Origin of the sequence: Providencia stuartii, assembly GCF_029277985.1 — a bacterium.
GTDB lineage: Bacteria > Pseudomonadota > Gammaproteobacteria > Enterobacterales > Enterobacteriaceae > Providencia > Providencia zhejiangensis.
In genome coordinates this window covers 527,650-549,161 of record NZ_CP119546.1, presented here as the reverse complement: position 1 = coordinate 549,161, position 21,512 = coordinate 527,650, and the positions used below count along the sequence as shown (strand labels likewise).

Here is a 21,512-nt window from a genome sequence, read left to right as displayed (position 1 = left end):
AAGCTCACCCACTTTAATCTTCAATAACAGGCAGTTTTTAAGCTGCCTGCCATGTAATGAAGATTATTGCTCAACACCGGTGGTTACCGTAAATTGTCGTTTTTCACCAGCACCTAACCAAATCAACGTGTGATTATTCTTTGCCGCTAAAAAGCCTTCAGGCCGGCAAGTCGCGGGTAACACAAAGGCACCAACTTTCTGATCGCCATTGTAAAGGATCCAGCGAGTGGCAAAATTAAGCTCAGAAGAATGAAAGCGGGTCACAAAACTCACCCCCTCTTTCGAGGTCATACGGAACTCTGGTTGTGAGGTGTACTGCGCTAAGTTATCCATAAAAAAGACTATTTCAGGATCACACATATTCGGTTGATCAAGCTGATTGAGTGTGACCGCGCCCGATTTTAAAGCTTGATTAAATTCCAGCCACTGCGGTGTTGGATTCACATGCCCAGGAATTGATTCTCGTAACGTCATCGCACTTTCCGGAATATTTTGACTCAGTTGGGCGTTATCCACATAGGCATAGTTCATATGACACATATATTGTAGAGGCATCGCTACTGAAGCCAAATTAGTCACCGACATGTTAATCTCAAATAACGCACTGTTACGTTTAAAGTCACAGAAGGCTCAGCAAGATAATGATGACCAAATCCCATAACATATTCATAGTCACCACACACCCGCACACTATCATGCGATAACGATAACCAAGCGCGATCCATTGCGGCACAAGGCATTTCGCCATGTAATGGATGATTATCTTCTGGAGATGGGCAGCCATTGCTAATTAAACCTGAATGAAAAGCAAAGCAACCATATGTTTCTACTACGGTTTTAACTGGTTTTGGCTCTGAAAACATATTATCCATTTTCAGATTATGTCCACAAAATTCGGCATCCCAGATCATCTGACCTAGGAAAGGTAAAATTGTTAGATATCCTTGTGAATTCTCGACTCGAAGCCCTTCAACACCCGATGCATAACGAAATGCACTGACCGTAAATTGATTATTTTTTATGATAAGACTTGCTCTATCCGTAAATAAGCTTTTGTGAAGCGGAATAATTGTGTTCATTTTCATACTCACGGTTAAATTAAAGGAATGAGGCAGGCTTAACCTGCCTCAAAATAACTTATTCAGCTTGTTTTGCTTTAAAGCGGCGTTCACCCACAAAATAGATACCGACATAGATAAAGCACAACATAGAAACTAAGAAGGAGAGTTGTAATGAGTGCAATACATCCGCCACATAGCCTTGAACCGCAGGTACAAATGCAGCACCGACTATTGCCATAACAATGACAGCACCCGCCATTTCAGTATGCTCGTTATCAACGGTATCTAACGTTCCCGCATAAATGGTTGCCCAACAAGGTCCAAAGAGAATACTCACCAATACCGCTGCGTACACGGCGGTGAAACTTGGGACAAAGGCCACATACGCTAGGAATAGAGCCCCAATGACTGAATAAATAATCAACACTTTTTCAGCGTTAAACCGAGTCATTAAGATATTTGCTACAAATTTACCGATAAAGAAGCAGGCAAAACTGTAAACCATGAAGTTAGACGCATCACGTTCATTAATATCGCCCATTTCCAGCGCAAGACGAATGGTGAATGACCAGACAGCGACTTGCATACCAACATATAAAAACTGTGCGATAATCCCTTTTCTGAAACGGCTATTTTTAGCGAGATATTTCAACGTCTCTAATGCGGAAGGTCGTTTGTGATCTTTAGTCTCAGCCACTTTACATTTTGGGAATTTCGTTAGCAGGAATAAAATCATCACAATCACTAGCACCATAATCATATAACGATAAGGTTCTAGTGTATTTTCTAGCATTTCCAAACGGAATTGATGTACTTGTTCAGGATTCATATTGGCCATTTGGCTTTGTAGGCTTTCCCCTTCAGAGAACACCAAATACTTACCTAATAAAATACCGCCAGCAGCCCCAATCGGATAGAAAGTTTGGCTGATATTTAAACGTAATGTTGCATACTGTTTTGGACCAATCATTGAACTATAAGTATTCGCTGCGGTTTCTAAGAAACTCAAACCAATTGCTATTGCAAAGATTGCAGCTAAAAACATGGTATAAGTTGCCATATGTGAAGCAGGAAAGAACATCGAGCAACCAGCGATATATAAGATCAAACCAACCATAATGGCATATTTATAACTGGTTTTTTTAATTACTAATGAAGCAGGAATGGCAATTAAAAAATAACCACCATAGAAAGCACTTTGTACCAAGGCAGAGGCAAAGTTACTTAATTCAAAAACGCTTTTAAACTGTGTAATCAGAATATCATTAAGTGCCGCTGCACACCCCCATAACGGGAAAAGGCAGGACAGTAGGATAAATTGGAATATAGGAGTCCGACTCAGGTAGCCATCAGGCAACTGAGTGATATTTTTGATGTTCATAGTAACCCTTATTTTTATTATTAATATCCGCTGAATTGCGGCTCTACGGCCGCATTTAACATCGAGGGATATTGTTTTCTATTAACTATTAAGTTGAACAAACTCTGTAAATTGCTCAATGCTAGGGTAAGAAGATTGGGTACCTTTACCTGTTACACTAAATGCAGAAAACATCACCGCTTTTTTTAATGCTTCGGCGACATTACCTGTGTGCACATAGTAGTGAGAGAAACAACCAATAAAGGCATCACCGGCTCCGCTGGTATCCACCGCATTGACTTTAATCGCGGGGATCAATAACTCATTGTCACGCGTCATCCATAGCGCCCCTTTATCGCCCAATGTGACAATCAGATTTTTTAATCCTTTATCTAATAAAGACTGCGCTGCACGACGAATATTTTCCATCGTATCAACAGGCATATTTGTCAAAATTTCCAGTTCAGTTTCATTAGGTACAAAGAAGTCACAACGACAAGCAAAATCAAGATCTAACGTGCGTTGTGCTGGTGCAGGATTTAGCAATACCGGTATATTATGTTTATTACCAAATGCGATCGCGTGATAAACCGTTTCTAATTGCACTTCAAGCTGCAATACGATTAACTTACATTTTTTCAGATCTTCTGCGGCGCGCTCAATATCCTCTGGAGATAAAAACTTATTTGCTCCTTTTACAATAAGAATGCTATTCGCAGAATTTGGATTCACGAAAATAGGTGCCACACCACTCGAAGTGCAAGGCACTTTTTCAACATAGCGTGTATTTATGCCATAAGACTCAAGATTGCGAATGGTATTATCTGCAAAAATATCATCGCCTACTTTTGTTAACATTATGACTTTTGAATTAAGTTTCGCAGCAGCAACCGCCTGATTGGCACCTTTACCACCACAGCCAATTTTAAATGCAGGCGCTTCCAAGGTTTCGCCCTCTTTTGGCATCTGATCAGTGTAAGTGATCAGATCGACCATATTTGAACCTATAACTGCTATATCCATAATGTCCCTCGTGTTAAATAAATCACATAATGATATGATAATAACATTATCATGTTGCATAAATATCATTTGTGATTAAGATCTCGAATAACGAATGACCAAGTGTTATATCCGCCACATTTTTTCATTCATTGTTATTGACTCCATATTTATTCTTAATAGGAAACATTTAAATGAAAAACTTAGCACAATATATCGATCATACACTGTTAGCGGCTAACGCTACTGTTAGTGATATCAAACAGCTCTGTGCTGAAGCTGCTGAACATCACTTTGCTTCTGTTTGTGTGAATACAGGCTATGTGCCTTTAGCCAGCGAATGCCTAAAAAATAGCGATGTTATGGTTTGTTGTGTGGTAGGCTTTCCGCTGGGTGCATGCTTAACCGAAGCGAAAGCCTTCGAAGCGGCTGAAGCCGTTCGTCGTGGAGCAAATGAAGTTGATATGGTGATCAACGTTGGTATGCTAAAGAGTGGTGATCTTGAGTTCGTTCGTCAAGATATTGCTGCTGTGTTAGCCGCTTGTGGTGATGCGACATTGAAAGTCATTTTAGAGACTTGCTTGTTAACCGATGAAGAAATTATCCAAGTTTGTGAAATTTGCCGCACATTGAAAGTTGGTTTTGTGAAAACCTCAACAGGTTTCAGTACAATGGGAGCCACAGAACACCATGTCGCATTAATGCGTAAAGTCGTTGGTGATGAAATTGGTGTAAAAGCATCTGGCGGTGTACGTGATCGAGAAACCGCAGAAAAAATGATCAAAGCCGGAGCCAATCGTGTTGGCGCAAGTGCCAGTGTCGCGATTGTTTCGGGAGATAATGTAACCTCAAGTGGGTACTAAACGATGGGGCGCGGCAAGCCCGCGCCGATTAAAAAAGGATTGCTCGGTGATAGAAACAAAACAAAAAGAACGCCTCCGCCGTTTGAGTGAATGCATCAAACGCTCAGGTAGAATTCACCTTAAAGAAGCGGCCAGAATACTTGAAGTCTCTGAAATGACGATTCGCCGTGACCTTAATGCCGATACCGAAGGCCCTATCCCGATGTCGTTACTTGGCGGCTATATCGTTTCTGTTACTCAGCCATCCTCACTGACCTCAAAAGATCCACAAGCCGATATCTTTACCCCCGACCAAACTGAAGAGCTGTATATTCCTAACTTAGCGGCTAGCATGGTGTCAGAAGACGATGTGATCTTTTTCGATAATGGTATCGAAATGGCGACACTAATCTCCTTAATTCCTGAAGATATCAGCTTTACAGGCATTTGTTATTCTCATAACGTTTTTCTGGCATTAAGTCAGAAAAAAAATGCGACTGCTCTGCTATGTGGCGGAGAATATCGTCCAAAAAGTGATTCCTTTTATAATCCTACTCAGCCATCCATCCTTGATTCCATAAACCCCAAAAAAGCGTTTATCTCAGCGGCGGGTATACACAGTACCTATGGTGTCACGTGCTATAACTTAGATGATTTGCCCATGAAGAAAAAAGCGATGGAAAAATCGATCCGTAAAATCTTACTAGCAACATACAACTTGTTTGATGAGGTAGCGACGGCGAATATGGGCGATCTCTCGCAATTTGATGTGATTATCACGAATCGCCCACTCTCTGACGAGTATGAAACCTATTGCCGCAATGGATTTGTGAAGGTTATTTACTAACTTTGCGACTCTCTATTGCTTATGTCGCTTTTAGCGACTGTCGTCGACCCGCCATTTTCGCGAGTCGACATCATCGATATTTTGTAGATGACTTACTCATTAAATTTTAATCGTTAAATAATCCGATGCCATCTCTGTATTAGGGAAAATAGCCTGACATTCTGCCAACAACATCGGCACATCTTCAGCGCTATAACGTCCACTAATGTGAGTTGCAATAAAACGTTTTACGTTGGCCGCTTGCGCAACCAATGCCGCTTGCCCTGTCGTACAATGGCCGCGCTCATTGGCTTTTTCTTGGTACGCATTTTCTAACGTCGTTTCATGCACCATCACATCGGCATCTTTTGCAAGTAATACCGCCTGCTCTGTTGGCGCCGTATCACCAAAAAGCGCTATCACCTTACCGGGTTTAGGTTCCCCCAAATAGTCAGCCCCCTTTATTGTACGCCCATCTTCTAATTGGACCGTTTCACCAGCTTTCAAAGCTTGCATCCATGGTCCGCGGGGAATGTTATCTTGAGCGAGTTTTTCTGTATTCAATGCGCCTTTTTTCGCATGTTCTTCAATACGATAGCCATAACATTCAACACGATGATTTAACGCGTATGCAGTCACAATCAACTCGCCATCATCAAACAGTTGTCCAGCCTCTATCTCAACAATGTCTAACGGATAAGTTAAATACGAGCCACTTATGGTGAGCGCCGTTTCAACATACTGTTTTAACCCTTTCGGACCGTATAAGGTTAACAAGTCTGTCGATCCTCCCATTGAACGGCTGCATAACAACCCTGGCAAACCGAAAATATGATCCCCATGCAGATGAGTAATAAAAATTTTCTCAATTCTTGGCGCCTTAAATACGCTATTAAGAATACGGTGTTGGGTACCCTCACCACAATCAAACAGCCAATATGTCTTACGAATACCCGTTAAATTTAATAGCATACTGGTGACATTGCGCTCTTTTGTCGGCACTCCAGCACTGGTGCCAAGAAAAGTTAACTCCATAATTTAATTCCTTATACTTAATGACTTTATTATTTTTATAAAAATGATATCTAAACATATCGCTAACGATTTCATTAAGTTAACAGATTCTCTTAATGATTTTTCACTTTATCCCAATCCAATCCGAAGCGAGCCAAATATTTACGCAGCCTATCTGCATCATTTGGTTGCTTTTTCTGTAGTCTCGAGACAGAAAACAACATTCGGCCAGCCTCCGATAAACTCGATGAGCGATAGCATACCTCCAACACGGTAGCTAACTGCGGCTGCTCGAACAGATCGATTTCACCTATTTCCGGCGGGAGAGCATGCGTTGTTTTCGTTCCCCATAGCGATTTCAAGCGTATAATTTCTTCATCGACAACCTCTTTTGTGATACGCCCACGCTCTGCGAAAGTCGCCATACGGTTAATGGAGGCGCCCAATTCTCGGAAATTCCCTCGCCATAATGCCGAGGGGGAATTGGCAAATTTCAAATACAACTGTCGAGCTTCACGATCAAAACGAATTTGGCTTTGTGCTTCCCGACTGAATTTTATCAATTCATAATCTATGTTTGGTTCAATATCTTCACGACGATCCGCTAAACCTGGTAACGTGAAAGTCCACATATTAATACGCGCAAATAAATCTTCGCGAAACTTCCCCTCTTCCACCCATTGTGCAAGGTTGCGGTGGGTTCCCGCAATAAGCTGAAAATCACTCTCAACTTCCTCATCAGAACCGTACGGAAAAAAACTTTTCTCTTCGATCGCTTTCAATAACATCGCTTGTTCATCAAGCCCTAATTCGGCGATTTCATCTAAAAACAAAATACCGCCATCCGCTTCCTTGAGTAAGCCGCGACGGGGATTGATAGCACCGGTAAATGCGCCTTTGATATGTCCAAATAACGTTGACATCGCATTATCACCACGCAAAGTCGCACAGTTGACCTCAACGAAACGCCCTTTTACGTGATGACGACTTTCACGTAATTGGTAAATACGCCGAGCCAAAAAAGACTTTCCTGCTCCCGTTGGACCATTCAATAAGATGGGGGCTTTAGAGCGTAATGCCACCCGTTCGATTTGTGCAATCATGGCATTAAATTTTGCATTACGCGTCGCGATACCCGATTTCAAAAAAGAAACCTGAGCTTGCTGTTCTTTCTGAAATCGATTAGTGATATCCGTATAGCGGCTTAGGTCAAGGTCAATAATCGTATAAATACCCGCTGGATTTTTCTCTCCTCCCGCCTGTGATGGTGAGGTTTGTAATAATTTAGCGGGTAGGTAATGAGCTTCTGTTAGCAGAAACCAACAAATCTGTACCACGTGAGTACCTGTCGTGATATGAACCAAATACTCTTCTTTCTCTGTGTTAAAATGGTAGTTTGCAGAAAAATCTAAGAGTGAGGTATACACTTCTTCGAAATCCCACGGATCCGCAATATCAATTTCGCGCAAAATCACTTCAGTCTGTGGCGATGCTTGCTCAATATCCTCTTTAACACGATGTGCCATCGTATAGTCATTCACCTGATGAATTAACTCAAAACGATGAATATTCAAATCCGCTTGCTGACATAACCCAACTGTTGGTCGCCACTTCGTCCAGCGATTCGCTCTTTTGCCTCGTCGGTCAAGAACGGTACCCAACACGCCAATAACTACTTTACGTTTTCCACTCATATAATTTATATAATTTTATAAAAGACGATAAAAAAAGATAATAAATAGCATAGGTCATTTTGTGTTAAAAAAATATCCAAACCTCACACTTAATATAAAAACATTTATATATCATGATGATATAAATATTTTTCAATCAAAATAAAAAGTTGGCACGCTTATCGCAATATTAACCCTATCCGCTGCCGGAAATTGTCAGAACTACGGTTCTACCCGTGCAGACATGGTGACTCAATGATGTCACTACATGGTCTGTATGCTGCCGCCAGTAAGATAATAACTTCATGATAGTTAAACCTGTTCCTTCCAAGAACACATACTGACATACGTTATCTTTGTAATTAAGCAAGCACCAGCATCCGAGCGTTTTATCGGGTAACGGGCAGAAATTTAGACAACCCTTTGGTGGTGCTCTACCTTTCCCCCCGTGACTTCATCTCTCTCTCCGATGATGGTTAATTTGAATCATAAAAGGACACATAATGAAAAAAATAACAGTGGCACAAGGACAAATCGCATTAACCGAAAAAAACGGTAATTTTCAGCATATTTTGATGGCAGGTGAACATAAAATTCATGACTGGTTTAATAAAGTGGCAGTCACCTTATACACACTCAATCATGAGCCTATTGATGAAAAATTAGCGGAGCATTTACGCCAGTATCACCCTGAATGGGTTGCCGAATATTGCATAGATATTAATTTATTAGACAACGAAATCGCTTTTTTATATCTGCATAATAATCTGAGCGAAATTTTAGCGCCAGCAACACGCCGTTTATATTGGAAAGTCTCGGACACCTTGCGTGTCGAGACTCAACAAACGGGAGAAATTGTCATCCCACAAATGCTAATGAACCGTTTAAATACCAAAAAACGTATTCAAGGCAGAGAGCTTACTTTACTTGTGCAGATTCCTGCATGGCATGTAGGCGTATTAAAAATTGATGGTGTCGTGGAGACACTTTTACCGCCTGGCAAATATGGCTATTGGTGTATTGAACACACGCCAGAAGTGGAAGTGATTGATACGCGTTTACTTGCACTGGATGTTAGCGGACAAGAAATTCTGACCAAAGATAAGGTCACGTTGCGTATCAATTTGTCTGCCAACTGGCGCTATAGCGATATTTTACTCGCATACGCAAAATTAAGTCAGCCTGTTGATTATTTATATCGTGAACTGCAATTTGCACTACGAGAAATCGTTGGTACACGTTCATTAGATGAGTTACTGGAAAACAAACAACTCATCGATGAATTGATGCTACAGCAGATCACACACTGTGTGACGGAATTCGGCTTAACCGTCGAGAGTATCGGGGTAAAAGACATCATTTTACCGGGCGATATGCGAACAATTTTATCGCAAGTCGTCGAAGCAGAAAAAGCGGCTCAAGCGAACGTGATCCGCCGCCGCGAAGAAACGGCCGCAACACGTTCACTACTTAATACGGCAAAAGTGATGGAAAATAATCCTATCGCATTGCGTTTAAAAGAACTCGAAACATTAGAAAGCATCGCGCACCGTATCGACCAGATTTCCGTTTATGGTGGATTAGATCAGGTATTAAACGGACTGGTAAAAATTAAGGAATAAATAATGGTTAGTAATCATGTAAACAACATCATTTTGGAAAACAGTGCCCCTGTCAAAATGTGGACTCACGGAGTCCCCGTTGACCCAAAAGCAATCACACAATTACAAAACACGGCGAAAATGCCATTTATCTTTAAACATTTAGCTGTAATGCCGGATGTACATGTTGGAAAAGGTTCAACTATCGGTAGTGTTATCCCAACGAAAGGGGCCATTATCCCTGCTGCCGTGGGTGTCGATATTGGCTGCGGAATGATAGCGGTACGTACATCACTAACGGCTGCTGACCTTCCCGATAACTTACAGAATATTCGTTTTGCCATTGAAGCTGCGGTACCACATGGGCGAACCACCCAGCGGCACGGTCGTGATAAAGGTGCATGGCATCAAGTTCCTCAGATTGTTGATCAACATTGGGCGCATCTGGATGAAGAATTTAAACATTTATGTGATAAGTACCCCAAACTACGTGCGACTAACCATTACAAGCATTTAGGAACATTGGGAACGGGTAATCACTTTATTGAGCTGTGTTTGGATGAACAAGATCGCGTGTGGGTGATGTTACATAGCGGATCGCGTGGAGTGGGTAATGCGATTGGTAACCTGTTTATCTCGTTAGCGCAAAAAGATATGCAGCAACATATTGCCAATCTACCAGATCGTGACTTGGCTTATTTTAAGGAAGGCAGTCAACACTTTAATGATTACATGAACGCTGTGGGTTGGGCACAAGATTTCGCTCGTCATAACCGCGAAGTGATGATGCACCGCGTATTAGAAGCTCTTTCAAAAGAAATTACGAAGCCTTTTACGACACAACAAGAAGCCGTTAACTGCCACCATAACTATGTGCAGAAAGAACAACATTTTGGTGAAGAAATTCTGGTTACACGTAAAGGTGCAGTGTCCGCACAAAAGGGGCAAATGGGGATTATTCCTGGATCAATGGGAGCGAAAAGCTTCATTGTACGTGGATTAGGTAATGAAGAAAGTTTCTGTTCTTGTAGCCACGGTGCTGGCCGAGTGATGAGCCGCACTGAAGCCAAAAAGCGTTACTCCGTGACTGACCAAAAAATAGCAACTGCCCATGTTGAATGTCGAAAAGATAGTGATGTGATTGATGAAATTCCTATGGCATACAAGGATATTGATGCTGTGATGGCAGCGCAATCCTCATTAGTAGAAATCGTACATACACTACGCCAAGTTGTGTGTGTTAAAGGATAGGAGGCTTAATGGAACATGACAGCATAACGCCATTAATGCAGGATCGAATACGACAAACATTAACACAGATAGAGAAAACGCAACGAATAAAAATACTTTACGCTTGTGAATCAGGAAGTCGCGGATGGGGCTTTGCCTCACGCGACAGCGATTATGATGTCAGATTTATCTATGTTCATCAATTAGATTGGTATTTAACACTTGATAGAAAGCGTGACGTGATTGAAAGACCTATCGATGATGAACTGGATGTGGCCGGTTGGGAATTATCAAAAGCCTTAAAACTAATGCGTAATTCTAACCCTGCGTTAATTGAATGGCTACATTCGCCTATTGTTTACCAAAAAGACGCGCTATTTATGCAGCAATGTGAACAATTAGCCTCAAAATTCTATTCGCCATTGAAAGCGCGTTACCACTATTTATCTATCGCAAAACGTAACTGGCGAGAAGACTTTAAAGAGGAAACAATACGACTAAAGAAATACTTTTATATATTAAGAGCGGTGCTGGCATTACGTTGGATTGAGCACTCAAAAATGATGCCGCCCATGGCATTTTCACAGTTAGTGCAAGCGACGGTGACAGACCATGCGGTGCTAGCTGAAATTGAGCAGTTATTGGTAATGAAACAACATGCTGATGAAAGCCGATATGGTCCACATCGACCAGCTATCGATAGATTGATAACTGAAACGATTGAAAAATCAGAAAAACTCAATCTTCCTGAGCCTTATTACCGTGATAGTCATTTATTGGATGATTTTTTACAAAAAACCATCTTAGCAAATGATATAAAATGGCGGTAACCTTTTAAATAGCGGCAAAATCAACTTGCCGCTATTTTTCCCCTATCACTCTGCCCATCAATGTTATAATCTCCCCACCCAATGAGTAAATCGAGTAACAGATGACCCGCACACAACGCTTATTGACTTTATTGCAAATATTAAAAGAAAGCCGCTACCCAATTACGGCGGAGTCTCTGGCTTGCCAATTACAAATTAGCATTAGGTCGATATACCGTGATATTGATGAATTACGCAGCCAAGGTGCAGAAATAACAGGCGAAACAGGGATTGGTTATCAATTAAAATCAGGGTTATTACTGCCTCCTTTAATGTTCGATGAAAATGAACTCGAAGCACTGACACTCGGTTTACGTTGGGTACAAAATAATGCCGATGACGAACTGAAATTATCGGCAATACGCACACTTGATAAAATCAATTCAATAGTTAAACCGAATTCAAAAAGCATTCTCAATCAAACAACCTTATTTGCGCCAACAACCCAAGTGACGGCTATTGATAATGTGATGGCAAAAAATCTAAGGCGTAGCTTACGAAAAGAAATAAAAGCGCAAATTGAATATCAAGACGGAAGTGGACAGTTAAGTCACAGGGTTATCTGGCCGATCGCGATTGGCTATATGAAAGAAACCCAAGTGCTTGCTGCTTGGTGTGAACTAAGGCAAAGCTATCGCCATTTTCGTTTAGATAGGATCCAATCCTATACCGCACTTGATGATAAATATCCCTACCCGAAACATTATTTATTTGAACAATGGAAAAAAGAAGTGCTGTGCATGACTACTGACAAAATCTGACAGTAACCTACCTTATGATGGCATCTCTACTTAATCATAAGGAACAATTCATGAGCTCACTAACTCTGTACACAAACTCCATGTCACGCGGAAATACTGTCGACCTTTTATTTAAATTATTAGCAGTGCCTTATAAGCGAGTTGAGCTTAATTATGGCGAACAAATGCATACGGCTGAATATCTTGCACTTAATCCGATGGGAAAGGTACCTACGTTGGTTGATGGTGACAATGTTATTACAGAAACCGCGGCCATTTGTGTTTATTTGGCAGATAAGTTTATCGAAAAAGGGTTAGCTCCCGCATTGAATTCCCCACAACGTGCCATTTATTACCGCTGGTTCTTTTTTACAGCAGGGCCAATTGAAGCTGCATTTACAGCCCATATGACAGGATTAGTACTCGATGAAGAACAGCAAAAAATGTCAGGTTTTGGTTCACTCAAACGCGTTATGGACTGTTTAGCTACAGGAATTGCAGATGCGTCCCCTTATATTTGTGGAGAACAATTAACTGCCATCGATGTATATGTGGGGTCTTTCCTATTATTCTTACAAAAACAGAGCATTATTGAGCTAACTGACAGTATGGAGCACTATTTAAAAACGCTAAAATCTCACCAAGAATTTGCCGAAAGAATGACACAATAAAATGACCTACCATTGGCCATCCTGACAGATGGCCATATATTTATAGGCGATTAAACTTAACGCCAATTCGCATTTTTCATAATAGAAAACTTTCCTGCTCCCATCAATGCAAGCGCAATCGAACCCACAAAGAAATACACAATACTTTCAATTGCCCATGCACCTGTTCTATCCAGCAAGAATGTCTTATCTAGACCGACCATTAACCAAGCAATAAACATTGTAAAGGCAACAAGTAATGCTGACGGACGAGTTAATATCCCTAAAATAATAAAAATAGGTGCGACAACTTCACCTAAAATAGTGCCATAGGCAATGTACTCAGGTAAGCCATATGAGGCAAGCATAACCTTAATGCCACTGGCCCCTGTTAATAATTTACTCATGCCGTGAAATAGCATTAATCCACCAATCGTCATACGCAATAATAATTTTCCAGCATCATCATGTGCCAGTAAGCGATTAATAAACCCCATCATCTGCACGTCCTCAAGTAATAATATTTATCATAACGACTGACTATGACCGACTTAAAACGAATATTAAAAAAGACTTGTATATTTAATTGTTATATTAGTATCGTGTTTATTCAAAATTGTTACTAATACTTTCGGGGTATAAGAAAGGAGATTTCCCACTAATTTAGATATAACTAAAACAAATTCAAGGTGATAGTTTTTACTCGTTATTATTAAATTAAAACTTGAACGACCTATTTGGATTGTCAAAATAAGAGATAGCTCATCCTATTATTAATACTAAAATATGCCTTTATTAAACATGGCTGATTATTATTATTAATAAATATTTATATTTACGTTTTCTATCAATATAAAGCAGAATGATTTAATTTATCAATAAGATATTACAGTGATATAATTTTATTGCTATTTGATTATTAACATGTAATTTTATTATCTAAATAGGGATATGCATGTTAATTAACCATCATCAAGGTCGCATCTCATTTATACGAGGCATAAATATGAAAAATAATGCATCTCACTTCTCTCATTCATATATACACCAATTAAAATTATCTAAAATTATGAGTTACTTGCAATCCATTAACATCCCTTTTTCATATAGGTCAAAAGTAATATTTAATAAATTTAAGCTATTAAAAATAACAGAAGTTGCACCTATTCAAGTTTATAATGAATTTTTACACTTAATTGCCCATGAAACTAAAGATCCGCAATGGTGTGCAAAGGCAGGTATTTCAAGAAATCATGATTGCTATTCGCCAATAAGTGAACTTTTCATGTCTGCTAAAACTTTGCATGAAGCCTTAATTGAGCTTAATAAATACACTGATTTGTTCCAAGGGAAGACTCATACCAGTATTGTTATTGAAAATAAAAAAGTATTTGTTAACTATGAAGTCAGTATATTTAAACCTGATTACTATAAGTTTGACATCGAATATACTTTATTTAGATTAGTTAGCCAATTAAGGGAACGACTTGGAAAAAATTGGATACCCGATTCGTTCCACTTTCAATATAGCTTAAGTAAAAAAGACAAGGAAAATCTAAAGAAAATTATCCCAACTCGTTATGAAGATAATGCTAGGTTTAATGGTATATCATTTGATGAACATTGGCTAAATGATAATTTAAACCAAAAAACGCCAGATGAAACTTTCATATTTTTCATGAAAAATCACTTAGATAAACTTAAACACTCAAGTTGCATGCCTGATTCAATGAGTATCAAAGTTCAAAATATTATTTATCAATATATTTTGGTGGAGAAAGATCTTTCATTGTCATGGGTGGCCTCAAAATTGTATATCTCCCCTAGGACATTACAACGTAAACTCGCTAAAGAAAGTATCAATTACTCTGATATCCTAGACAAAATCCGCTGTGATATCTCTATTGATAAACTTACTGAAGAAAATATTAGAATCGATAGCCTAGCAGAATTACTAGGCTATACCGATAGCGCTGCATTTTCAAAAGCATTCAAGCGATGGACAGGTTACCCGCCACTCCAATACATTAAGAAGAATAACAATCACAAAGCATGATGATTATAGTCATCAAGCCTTTTATTGATCTTTTTCATATGCGCACCAATTGGGATGCTAAACCATTGTTCATCTGTATAGCCAATGGCGAACCCTGTGTTTCTCATTAATTTAAAATCTAACACTAAAATAATCGCAACATCGACAGCCAATTCTCTAAATCCAAGCAAATAAACATCATCTTTAATTTTCAGATATGTTGCTTGGTCACAATCACACTCACCATGCCTGACTCCCCCATAAATATGATAAGCGTACCATTGGCTATTAATATAAATATGCTCAACTGCCGTGCTATCACTATACTCATTAAGAATATGCAAACCAAGTAGATCACGAGTTTCTGTCGGTGCAGCAGTATATAAATTATCGCCAATGATCTTTCCGAGATGATAGTTTTGCTCAAACCTAGGCGTTATTTTTTTACTTGGCTGATATTGAGAACTCAATAAAATCACATTACTATTGTTAAGGTCTAAAACTAAAATGGAATGTGCAAAATCGATATTTCCTTTTGATAGTTCAATTAAAAATACGTTCTCTGCGACTTCAGTCAAATCGCTAATCTTTTGGTTTTTGCTATCGATATAATCACTCAAAAAAACACTATTCGTTATGATCCTATCACGCTCATCAATACGGAAATAGAAGTTTTCATTATTTAAACACAAGTTAAATTCAACATTAATGATTTTATAACTCCTCTTTATTCTATTTATTTTTAATTCTTTAGCGAAAGCATCAAATGATGTATCTGAAACTATCTGATCAGCCATATTATCACCTATTGTATGAATTAAAATGAATGAATGTTTATTTCAAGAAAAGATTTGTTATTCATCAGCTTTCTAACCGGTAAAGTTTCTATAATATAATCACTTACATTCGCACTCGCTAATTTCATCATTAGCTCATCATGTATGATATCGATATAAACCCCACTACTATTCTTACTTTTGACATATTTTGTTGTGACTCTGATCCTTGGCGAACTGTTATCTTTTAATATTGTATCAATGTATTTTTTGGCACTCGTAAAACTATCATATAAATCTAAATTGAATTGAAAGCATTGATAATCAATTGGATTGTCAATGTTTAATTGATGGTTTTTCACAAAGCCATCGATTTCAATTAAAAAGCTATCAACTGCCATACCATCACAATATGTGATATTAATATTGCAATTAATAGAAGATGGGCTGTTAGTATACTTCGCTAACTCATCTTTGATGAGTGATATTGCATCCTGATAAGCAATATCACTACGGAGATAAACATTTAATAAAAAAATATCATCTATTGAATAATCTAGTTCAACTATCGAATTATAAATTTTATTAATAATAACACTAACCTGCTCCTCTAAGGTATCACAGATATAATAAGGTGTTACCGTATTGTCAGAAACAACTAATGCTTCAGTACCAGTAATATAAAGTAGTTCTTCATGAATTAAAGAACGACTCACATCCATATCCATATTATAGAATGGTAAACACCGTACCTGTGTTTTTTTGCATGAAAAAACAAATTCAATTGAAACTAAGACATCATCAAGATTAAAGTGAGGTAATTTAATAATTGTCCCGACTGGCTTTTTATCCCCATATCCTTTAGATATTTCCTTACTGACTTTATGAAATTGATTAATTGCATAAATAGGGTCCACTTGACCACTTTTTATAGCAATAGTATGTTTTAACATATCAGAATAATGAATAGCCATTTTAAATAGCTGATTATTCACATCGATGATAATTTCTTTTAATTGTGTATCAAAGTCACCTTGAGAACAGGATGAGTGCCACCCAATAATAACGCAGTCATTCGTTTTTAATATATTCATTCTTGACCACCTGATTAATAAATTAAGTTAGGGCTAAAAATATCATTGAAATATTAAAAAAGGCTTATTTAACGGCTGACACTATAAACCAAGTTTAATGGCTTGATGATTTATCAAATTTTCTTGCAATTCTTTTAATTCTTTAGGAATGGTTTGCTGCTGAATAAATGAAATAAAAGGATCTATCACTTGTGTAGTGATACCACTTAATCCTTCAAGTGCTGCTAACGCACAAAAAGGGACATAATGTTCCGAATATCCACCTTCATGTATAGCCACGACTCTGCCATGACAAATATCTTGTGCTAAAGCAACAACACACTCCATCATTTCTCGATAACTTTGACTATGAAGCTGCATATGTCCAAGAGGATCAAAGGTATTCGCGTCATATCCGCTGCCAACAATAATGACATCGGGCTTATACATCAATAGTGATGGGATCACAATTGTTCTTAATGCATACAAATATTCATCATGCCCACATCCCGGTAATAATGGAATATTAATATTAAAGCCAAGCCCTTCGCGGCTTCCTTGCTCCTCTATCGTACCAGAGTGAATAGGAAAGCAGTTATCTTGATGCAGAGATATAGTAAGGACTCTATTATCGTTATAAAAAATAGCCTGCGTACCGTTTCCATGATGAACATCCCAATCTAATATCGCCACCTTTTTAGCTGAACAATGTTCTAGTGCATACTTAGCGGCAATACTACTGTTTGCAAGATAAGTCGCCCCCATCGCGCTATCCGCTAATGCATGATGCCCTGCGGGTACACATGCTGCATAAGCCCTATTTAAAGACCCCTCCATAACATGATGTACAGCGGCCTTGGCTTGACCTGCGGACAGTAGTGCGATTTGGTAACTACCGGGACCAAATGGAGCTTGTAATCCCAGTTCCCCGCCTTCATTCTCACTAAGCTCAATAAAGTTATTTAAATACTCCTTAGTATGAACAAGCGCAGCATCGTGATAAGTAATTGGGGGCGCGCTATAAGAAAATAAAAATTCATTTATTCCGCTAACGTCAATTAATGATTTAAAACGACGAATACAACTTGCAGAACTGGCACCAAATTCATTAACCGCAAAAGGTTGCATCCAATTCATCTGATTATAAGCTAACGGGGGAGCTTTATGGTTTTTCCCCCATAAACAATATTCATGATAAAAAAAGCCTGTTTTAATCGTGGAGTCTTTAATATTACAATGCATACTATCCCCTTAATTAATTACTCGATATTGCCAGTGATAGCAACAAACTGATTTATTTCTATTTATTGCTTATAGACCATTTTTCCATGACAAATAGTTGCTATAACACTCGTTTCTCCGATTTGATGACTCGGAATAGTAAATATATCGTGACTCAATATTTGTAGATCTGCCCATTTTCCGATTTCTATAGAGCCTCGTTCATGTTCAAGGTGTTCCTGTTTAGCACCATTTATAGTGTACATACGAATAGCATCTTCAATATGACAAGCTAATTCGGGCTGATAAATTTGGTTATTTTTCGCTTTTCTTGTAAGTGTAAATTCAAGACCTTTTAACCAATTGAAAGGAAAACAACATGCATCTGAACCCGCTGCAACGACGACGCCTTCATTAATGTAAGCTTGCCAGTTAAATAAATTAGAATTATATGTATCAGGCATAATTTGCTTAATATTATCGATAATGCTATACCCAGCAATAGGTTGACAAGATAATAAAATATTATTTTTTGCCATTGTTTTCGCATTATCGATAGTGAGATCATCACCGTGAATAATAAAGTGCCGTAAATCTCTATTCGGCATTATCTCTTCAGCATAAGCAAAGGCCTCTATTGCAGCATCAATAGTTTTTCCACCTATAGCATGAATACCAACCTGCCAACCTAAACGATGTAACTCAACAATCGTTCTTTTTAGCTCAGTAATTTGTTCTTCAACGGTATCACCCTGAAAAGTTAATTCACCGTGATAATGGTTATGGCTTTTCCGAATACAAGGAGAGCTATCACCAAATAATTTTATAGTATTTATTTTTAGCCAAGATTTATTAATATTCGTTGGTAATTCAAACTCTTCGATACCCGCGATAATATGTTTAAAACTGTGAATCCCATCCTTAGCTGCAAATAGGTTTACACTAACGCGTGTCAATAATTTATTTTCATCATAAAGCTCTTTATAGAGCCGAATAATCCTCGAGCTCCATGCACCATGAAATAAATTATCACCACCGGGTCCTAGAATATCTGTATAACTGGTTATTCCATTTTTTAATAAATGACTCTGGATGAGTAAAATGTAGTTTTTCAGAGCCTCATCCGATAGCTGAGGTAAGTATTTTCCAACAAGATTCATCGCCCCCCACTCGGAGATAATCCCTGTCGGCTCACCTTTTTTATCTACACCAATACGACCGACCTCTTTAGGTAAATCGATTAACTCTTTCCCTAATCCCACTAAGTCGATAACATTTTTATTGACAATTAGGTTATGTAAACTGAAGTCACTGAACGTAGCAAGTTTCCCCTCCGTTTTTTTTGTTAAATAGTGACTATCCACAATAACGTTGTCTTGATTATCATCGATTAATTCAAAGGGGCATCCAATGCCGTATATCCATTCCTTATTGTTATTCATGAGCACATGCGCATCTAGTTTGCTATCAAATTCATTTTTCCCTTTGCTTTCAAATAAATCCAAAAAATCACCTGAAATTAACATGCCTGTATGTGTGGCATGAATATGAGCATCATTTGCAGCAGGTAAAACAAGTTTCTTGTTTGCATCAATAACCTGAGTTTGTACACCGATTTTCTGACTAATATCATCGTTGCTGCCAACATCAATAATACGTCCTTGTGAAACAGCAATGGCTTCTGCAAATGAAAATAAGCTATCAACCGTAGCCACTTTAGCGTTAATAATGACTAAATCTGCTTCTTGATTCATTATAAACACCTTAGCTAGGGATATAGTTTAGTGGATAATTTAATGCATTTAAGGAAATAATATTCGCTCCCGCCGGAATATTAATCATGACATTTGTATCAGATATATTTCCCCAACCTTTCCCAGTTGTTGTTTTATTATCCAAGTCATAAACAAAGACAAATGATAGGTCGATTAATAATTCTCGCCAAGTCACGATATAAGTCGAGTCATCAAACTTATAATAGCTCGCTTGGTCACATCCACCATCCCCCTTTCTTATTCCATTAATCACATTATAACAATACCAATGTGAGTTAATATAAATATGCTCATACACCGTCGGTGAGGAGTTCGAGTAGCAATATAACGCACGTGTGCCAATCAAATCACTAGTGACAAATGGATACTCACAACGATCAATTTGATTATTTCCTGTTAACACGACTGCTGGTGTAAAATATTGATGGTAGTGAGAAGCTAATTTCAAGGCGATGGGCTTATTTTTATCAGGCAAACTCGTTGGTTGATACTGAGTCAGAATAAATAAAGCTTTATTAGATTTAAAATCTACCGTAATAGATAACGTAATTTCAGTGTTTTCAGGGAATAATAAATCAATAAAGTACAGGTCATTCCTAACCTCAACCACTTCATAATTAGCGACACTAGGAATAAAAATGCCTTGATGTTTAAAACCTTCAACAGTGCATGTTTTATGGTCAAAAAAGAGCTCAATAATCGAATTCTCAGTTTTGAATTCAATACCAGTCAAATCAAGTTTTTGACTTTGAGGCAAGCGATTATGGGCAAGTTCACTATAGACAACTTCTGATTTTAATTTGGCATCTTCGGTGAACGTTTCATTCACCATTTCTTCAGAAAGCTGCCATAATTTTTGTGCAAACTCCTCATCCAATACCCATGGAATAACACCCGTTCCCTGCCGAGTATCGTCATTGATTTGAGAATAGTTGCAATGTTCTAAAAACACCCCGCCTTTATTAGCAAATTCGGGATGACACAACGCCATAATCTGTGTTGCAACTCCCGCTTGGAGTGATTTTACAGGCACTTTATTCGTATCTTGCTTCTCGGCTAATTCATTAAAATCATCATGCTGTAAATGCATATGAAGATGAGTATCCAGAATAATACCGGGAGCAACCGCAAAAGCACGAACATTATAATTTTTCCAACGCCTATCAAATTCGAGTGCGAATAACACATTAGCTGATTTAGATTGGCCATATGCAGTCCAACGACTATAAGCTCGATAAGTAAAATTCGGATCCTTTAGATCCACATTACTTAACCGGTGAGCTCCCGATGTCATGACAACAACTCTTGCACCCTTTAATAAACATGGTGTTAGTTTATTTATGAGCAAAAAATGCCCGAGATGATTAATCGCGAATTGTTGTTCAAACCCATCAACTGTTGTTTGAAAATCTGTTGCCATTATGCCCGCATTAGCCAGTACCCCATCTAGTTTTAATGCTTCTAAGAGAAACGCTTTTGTAAAACGCCTAACATCATTCAGAGATGATAAATCGAGTAACTTAATATCAAATAATGTCTTATCAAACTGCAAAGAAAGCTCTTCAATAAGTTGTTGTCTTTTTTCTTCTGTTCTTACCGTCAGAACCACATATCCTTCATGACTTAATATTGCTTTAGCCGACTCCTTACCTAAACCTGAGTTTGCTCCTGTAATTAAATATTTTTTACCCTTAAGTGACACGCCATTTAATACTTCACTCCATGTCGTATATACATGATAATTATTTAAGCTATTTACCATCG

18 protein-coding genes and 1 pseudogene are annotated in these 21,512 nt (G+C 38.4%); 8 read left to right on the top strand and 11 right to left on the bottom strand.

What is annotated here, in order from left to right:
• Positions 1 to 63: 63 nt before the first annotated feature.
• From P2E05_RS02340 to rbsK, 3 genes and pseudogenes are all read right to left on the bottom strand, one after another.
• Positions 64 to 1,079: pseudogene (locus tag P2E05_RS02340) on the bottom strand (aldose 1-epimerase family protein).
• Positions 1,080 to 1,137: 58 nt separating this feature from the next.
• Positions 1,138 to 2,442, bottom strand: a complete 1,305-nt coding sequence (fucP, locus tag P2E05_RS02335) for an L-fucose:H+ symporter permease (RefSeq protein WP_154623538.1) — start codon at positions 2,440 to 2,442, stop codon at positions 1,138 to 1,140.
• A gap of 81 nt (positions 2,443 to 2,523) precedes the next feature.
• Positions 2,524 to 3,444: a ribokinase gene (gene rbsK, locus P2E05_RS02330; RefSeq protein WP_154623537.1), complete on the bottom strand. Its 921-nt coding sequence runs from the start codon at positions 3,442 to 3,444 to the stop codon at positions 2,524 to 2,526.
• Between the two features lie 173 nt (positions 3,445 to 3,617).
• Here rbsK and deoC point away from each other — a divergent pair, with 173 nt between their 5' ends.
• Both deoC and deoR read left to right on the top strand, forming a co-directional pair.
• Complete coding sequence (deoC, locus tag P2E05_RS02325) at positions 3,618 to 4,286, top strand: deoxyribose-phosphate aldolase (RefSeq protein ID WP_163860621.1); 669 nt, start codon at positions 3,618 to 3,620, stop codon at positions 4,284 to 4,286.
• A gap of 46 nt (positions 4,287 to 4,332) precedes the next feature.
• Positions 4,333 to 5,112 (top strand): DNA-binding transcriptional repressor DeoR, encoded by a 780-nt coding sequence (gene deoR / locus P2E05_RS02320; protein ID WP_163860620.1) that lies wholly within the window; start codon positions 4,333 to 4,335, stop codon positions 5,110 to 5,112.
• 99 nt (positions 5,113 to 5,211) lie between these two features.
• On the opposite strand, the gene rnz is transcribed toward deoR, so the two are convergent.
• On the bottom strand, positions 5,212 to 6,126 hold the full coding sequence (rnz, locus tag P2E05_RS02315) for a ribonuclease Z (RefSeq protein WP_154623535.1): 915 nt from the start codon (positions 6,124 to 6,126) through the stop codon (positions 5,212 to 5,214).
• Positions 6,127 to 6,218: 92 nt separating this feature from the next.
• Complete coding sequence (gene rtcR, locus P2E05_RS02310) at positions 6,219 to 7,799, bottom strand: RNA repair transcriptional activator RtcR (RefSeq protein WP_276145368.1); 1,581 nt, start codon at positions 7,797 to 7,799, stop codon at positions 6,219 to 6,221.
• A 482-nt stretch (positions 7,800 to 8,281) separates the two neighbouring features.
• Between rtcR and P2E05_RS02305 the strand changes: the two genes are divergently transcribed.
• From P2E05_RS02305 to P2E05_RS02285, 5 genes are all read left to right on the top strand, one after another.
• Entirely contained in the window at positions 8,282 to 9,400 is a 1,119-nt protein-coding gene (locus tag P2E05_RS02305; RefSeq protein WP_276122999.1) for a slipin family protein, read from the top strand.
• A 3-nt stretch (positions 9,401 to 9,403) separates the two neighbouring features.
• On the top strand, positions 9,404 to 10,630 hold the full coding sequence (locus P2E05_RS02300; protein ID WP_247047263.1) for an RtcB family protein: 1,227 nt from the start codon (positions 9,404 to 9,406) through the stop codon (positions 10,628 to 10,630).
• 8 nt (positions 10,631 to 10,638) lie between these two features.
• On the top strand, positions 10,639 to 11,439 hold the full coding sequence (locus tag P2E05_RS02295; RefSeq protein WP_154622992.1) for a nucleotidyltransferase domain-containing protein: 801 nt from the start codon (positions 10,639 to 10,641) through the stop codon (positions 11,437 to 11,439).
• Positions 11,440 to 11,540: 101 nt separating this feature from the next.
• On the top strand, positions 11,541 to 12,239 hold the full coding sequence (locus tag P2E05_RS02290) for a helix-turn-helix transcriptional regulator (RefSeq protein WP_154622991.1): 699 nt from the start codon (positions 11,541 to 11,543) through the stop codon (positions 12,237 to 12,239).
• 50 nt (positions 12,240 to 12,289) lie between these two features.
• Complete coding sequence (locus tag P2E05_RS02285) at positions 12,290 to 12,889, top strand: glutathione S-transferase family protein (protein ID WP_163860616.1); 600 nt, start codon at positions 12,290 to 12,292, stop codon at positions 12,887 to 12,889.
• Between the two features lie 56 nt (positions 12,890 to 12,945).
• On the opposite strand, the gene P2E05_RS02280 is transcribed toward P2E05_RS02285, so the two are convergent.
• Positions 12,946 to 13,368, bottom strand: coding sequence for a DoxX family protein (locus P2E05_RS02280; protein WP_154622989.1), 423 nt, complete (start codon positions 13,366 to 13,368; stop codon positions 12,946 to 12,948).
• 506 nt (positions 13,369 to 13,874) lie between these two features.
• On the opposite strand from P2E05_RS02280, the gene P2E05_RS02275 reads away from it, so the two are divergent.
• Positions 13,875 to 14,924, top strand: coding sequence for an AraC family transcriptional regulator (locus tag P2E05_RS02275; RefSeq protein ID WP_163860615.1), 1,050 nt, complete (start codon positions 13,875 to 13,877; stop codon positions 14,922 to 14,924).
• Here the strand turns inward: P2E05_RS02275 and P2E05_RS02270 are convergent.
• The 5 genes from P2E05_RS02270 to P2E05_RS02250 form a co-directional block, all read right to left on the bottom strand.
• The gene (locus P2E05_RS02270; protein ID WP_276122998.1) at positions 14,912 to 15,700 is read right to left on the bottom strand and encodes a MoaF C-terminal domain-containing protein; all 789 of its coding nucleotides are present in this window, start codon (positions 15,698 to 15,700) and stop codon (positions 14,912 to 14,914) included. The genes P2E05_RS02275 and P2E05_RS02270 overlap by 13 nt on opposite strands.
• A gap of 20 nt (positions 15,701 to 15,720) precedes the next feature.
• Positions 15,721 to 16,773 (bottom strand): RidA family protein, encoded by a 1,053-nt coding sequence (locus P2E05_RS02265; RefSeq protein ID WP_276122997.1) that lies wholly within the window; start codon positions 16,771 to 16,773, stop codon positions 15,721 to 15,723.
• An 81-nt stretch (positions 16,774 to 16,854) separates the two neighbouring features.
• Positions 16,855 to 17,994: a class II histone deacetylase gene (locus P2E05_RS02260; protein WP_154624238.1), complete on the bottom strand. Its 1,140-nt coding sequence runs from the start codon at positions 17,992 to 17,994 to the stop codon at positions 16,855 to 16,857.
• Positions 17,995 to 18,056: 62 nt separating this feature from the next.
• Complete coding sequence (locus tag P2E05_RS02255; protein WP_163860612.1) at positions 18,057 to 19,727, bottom strand: amidohydrolase; 1,671 nt, start codon at positions 19,725 to 19,727, stop codon at positions 18,057 to 18,059.
• A 10-nt stretch (positions 19,728 to 19,737) separates the two neighbouring features.
• Positions 19,738 to 21,510 (bottom strand): SDR family NAD(P)-dependent oxidoreductase, encoded by a 1,773-nt coding sequence (locus tag P2E05_RS02250; RefSeq protein ID WP_154624237.1) that lies wholly within the window; start codon positions 21,508 to 21,510, stop codon positions 19,738 to 19,740.
• Between the last annotated feature and the right edge of the window lie 2 nt (positions 21,511 to 21,512).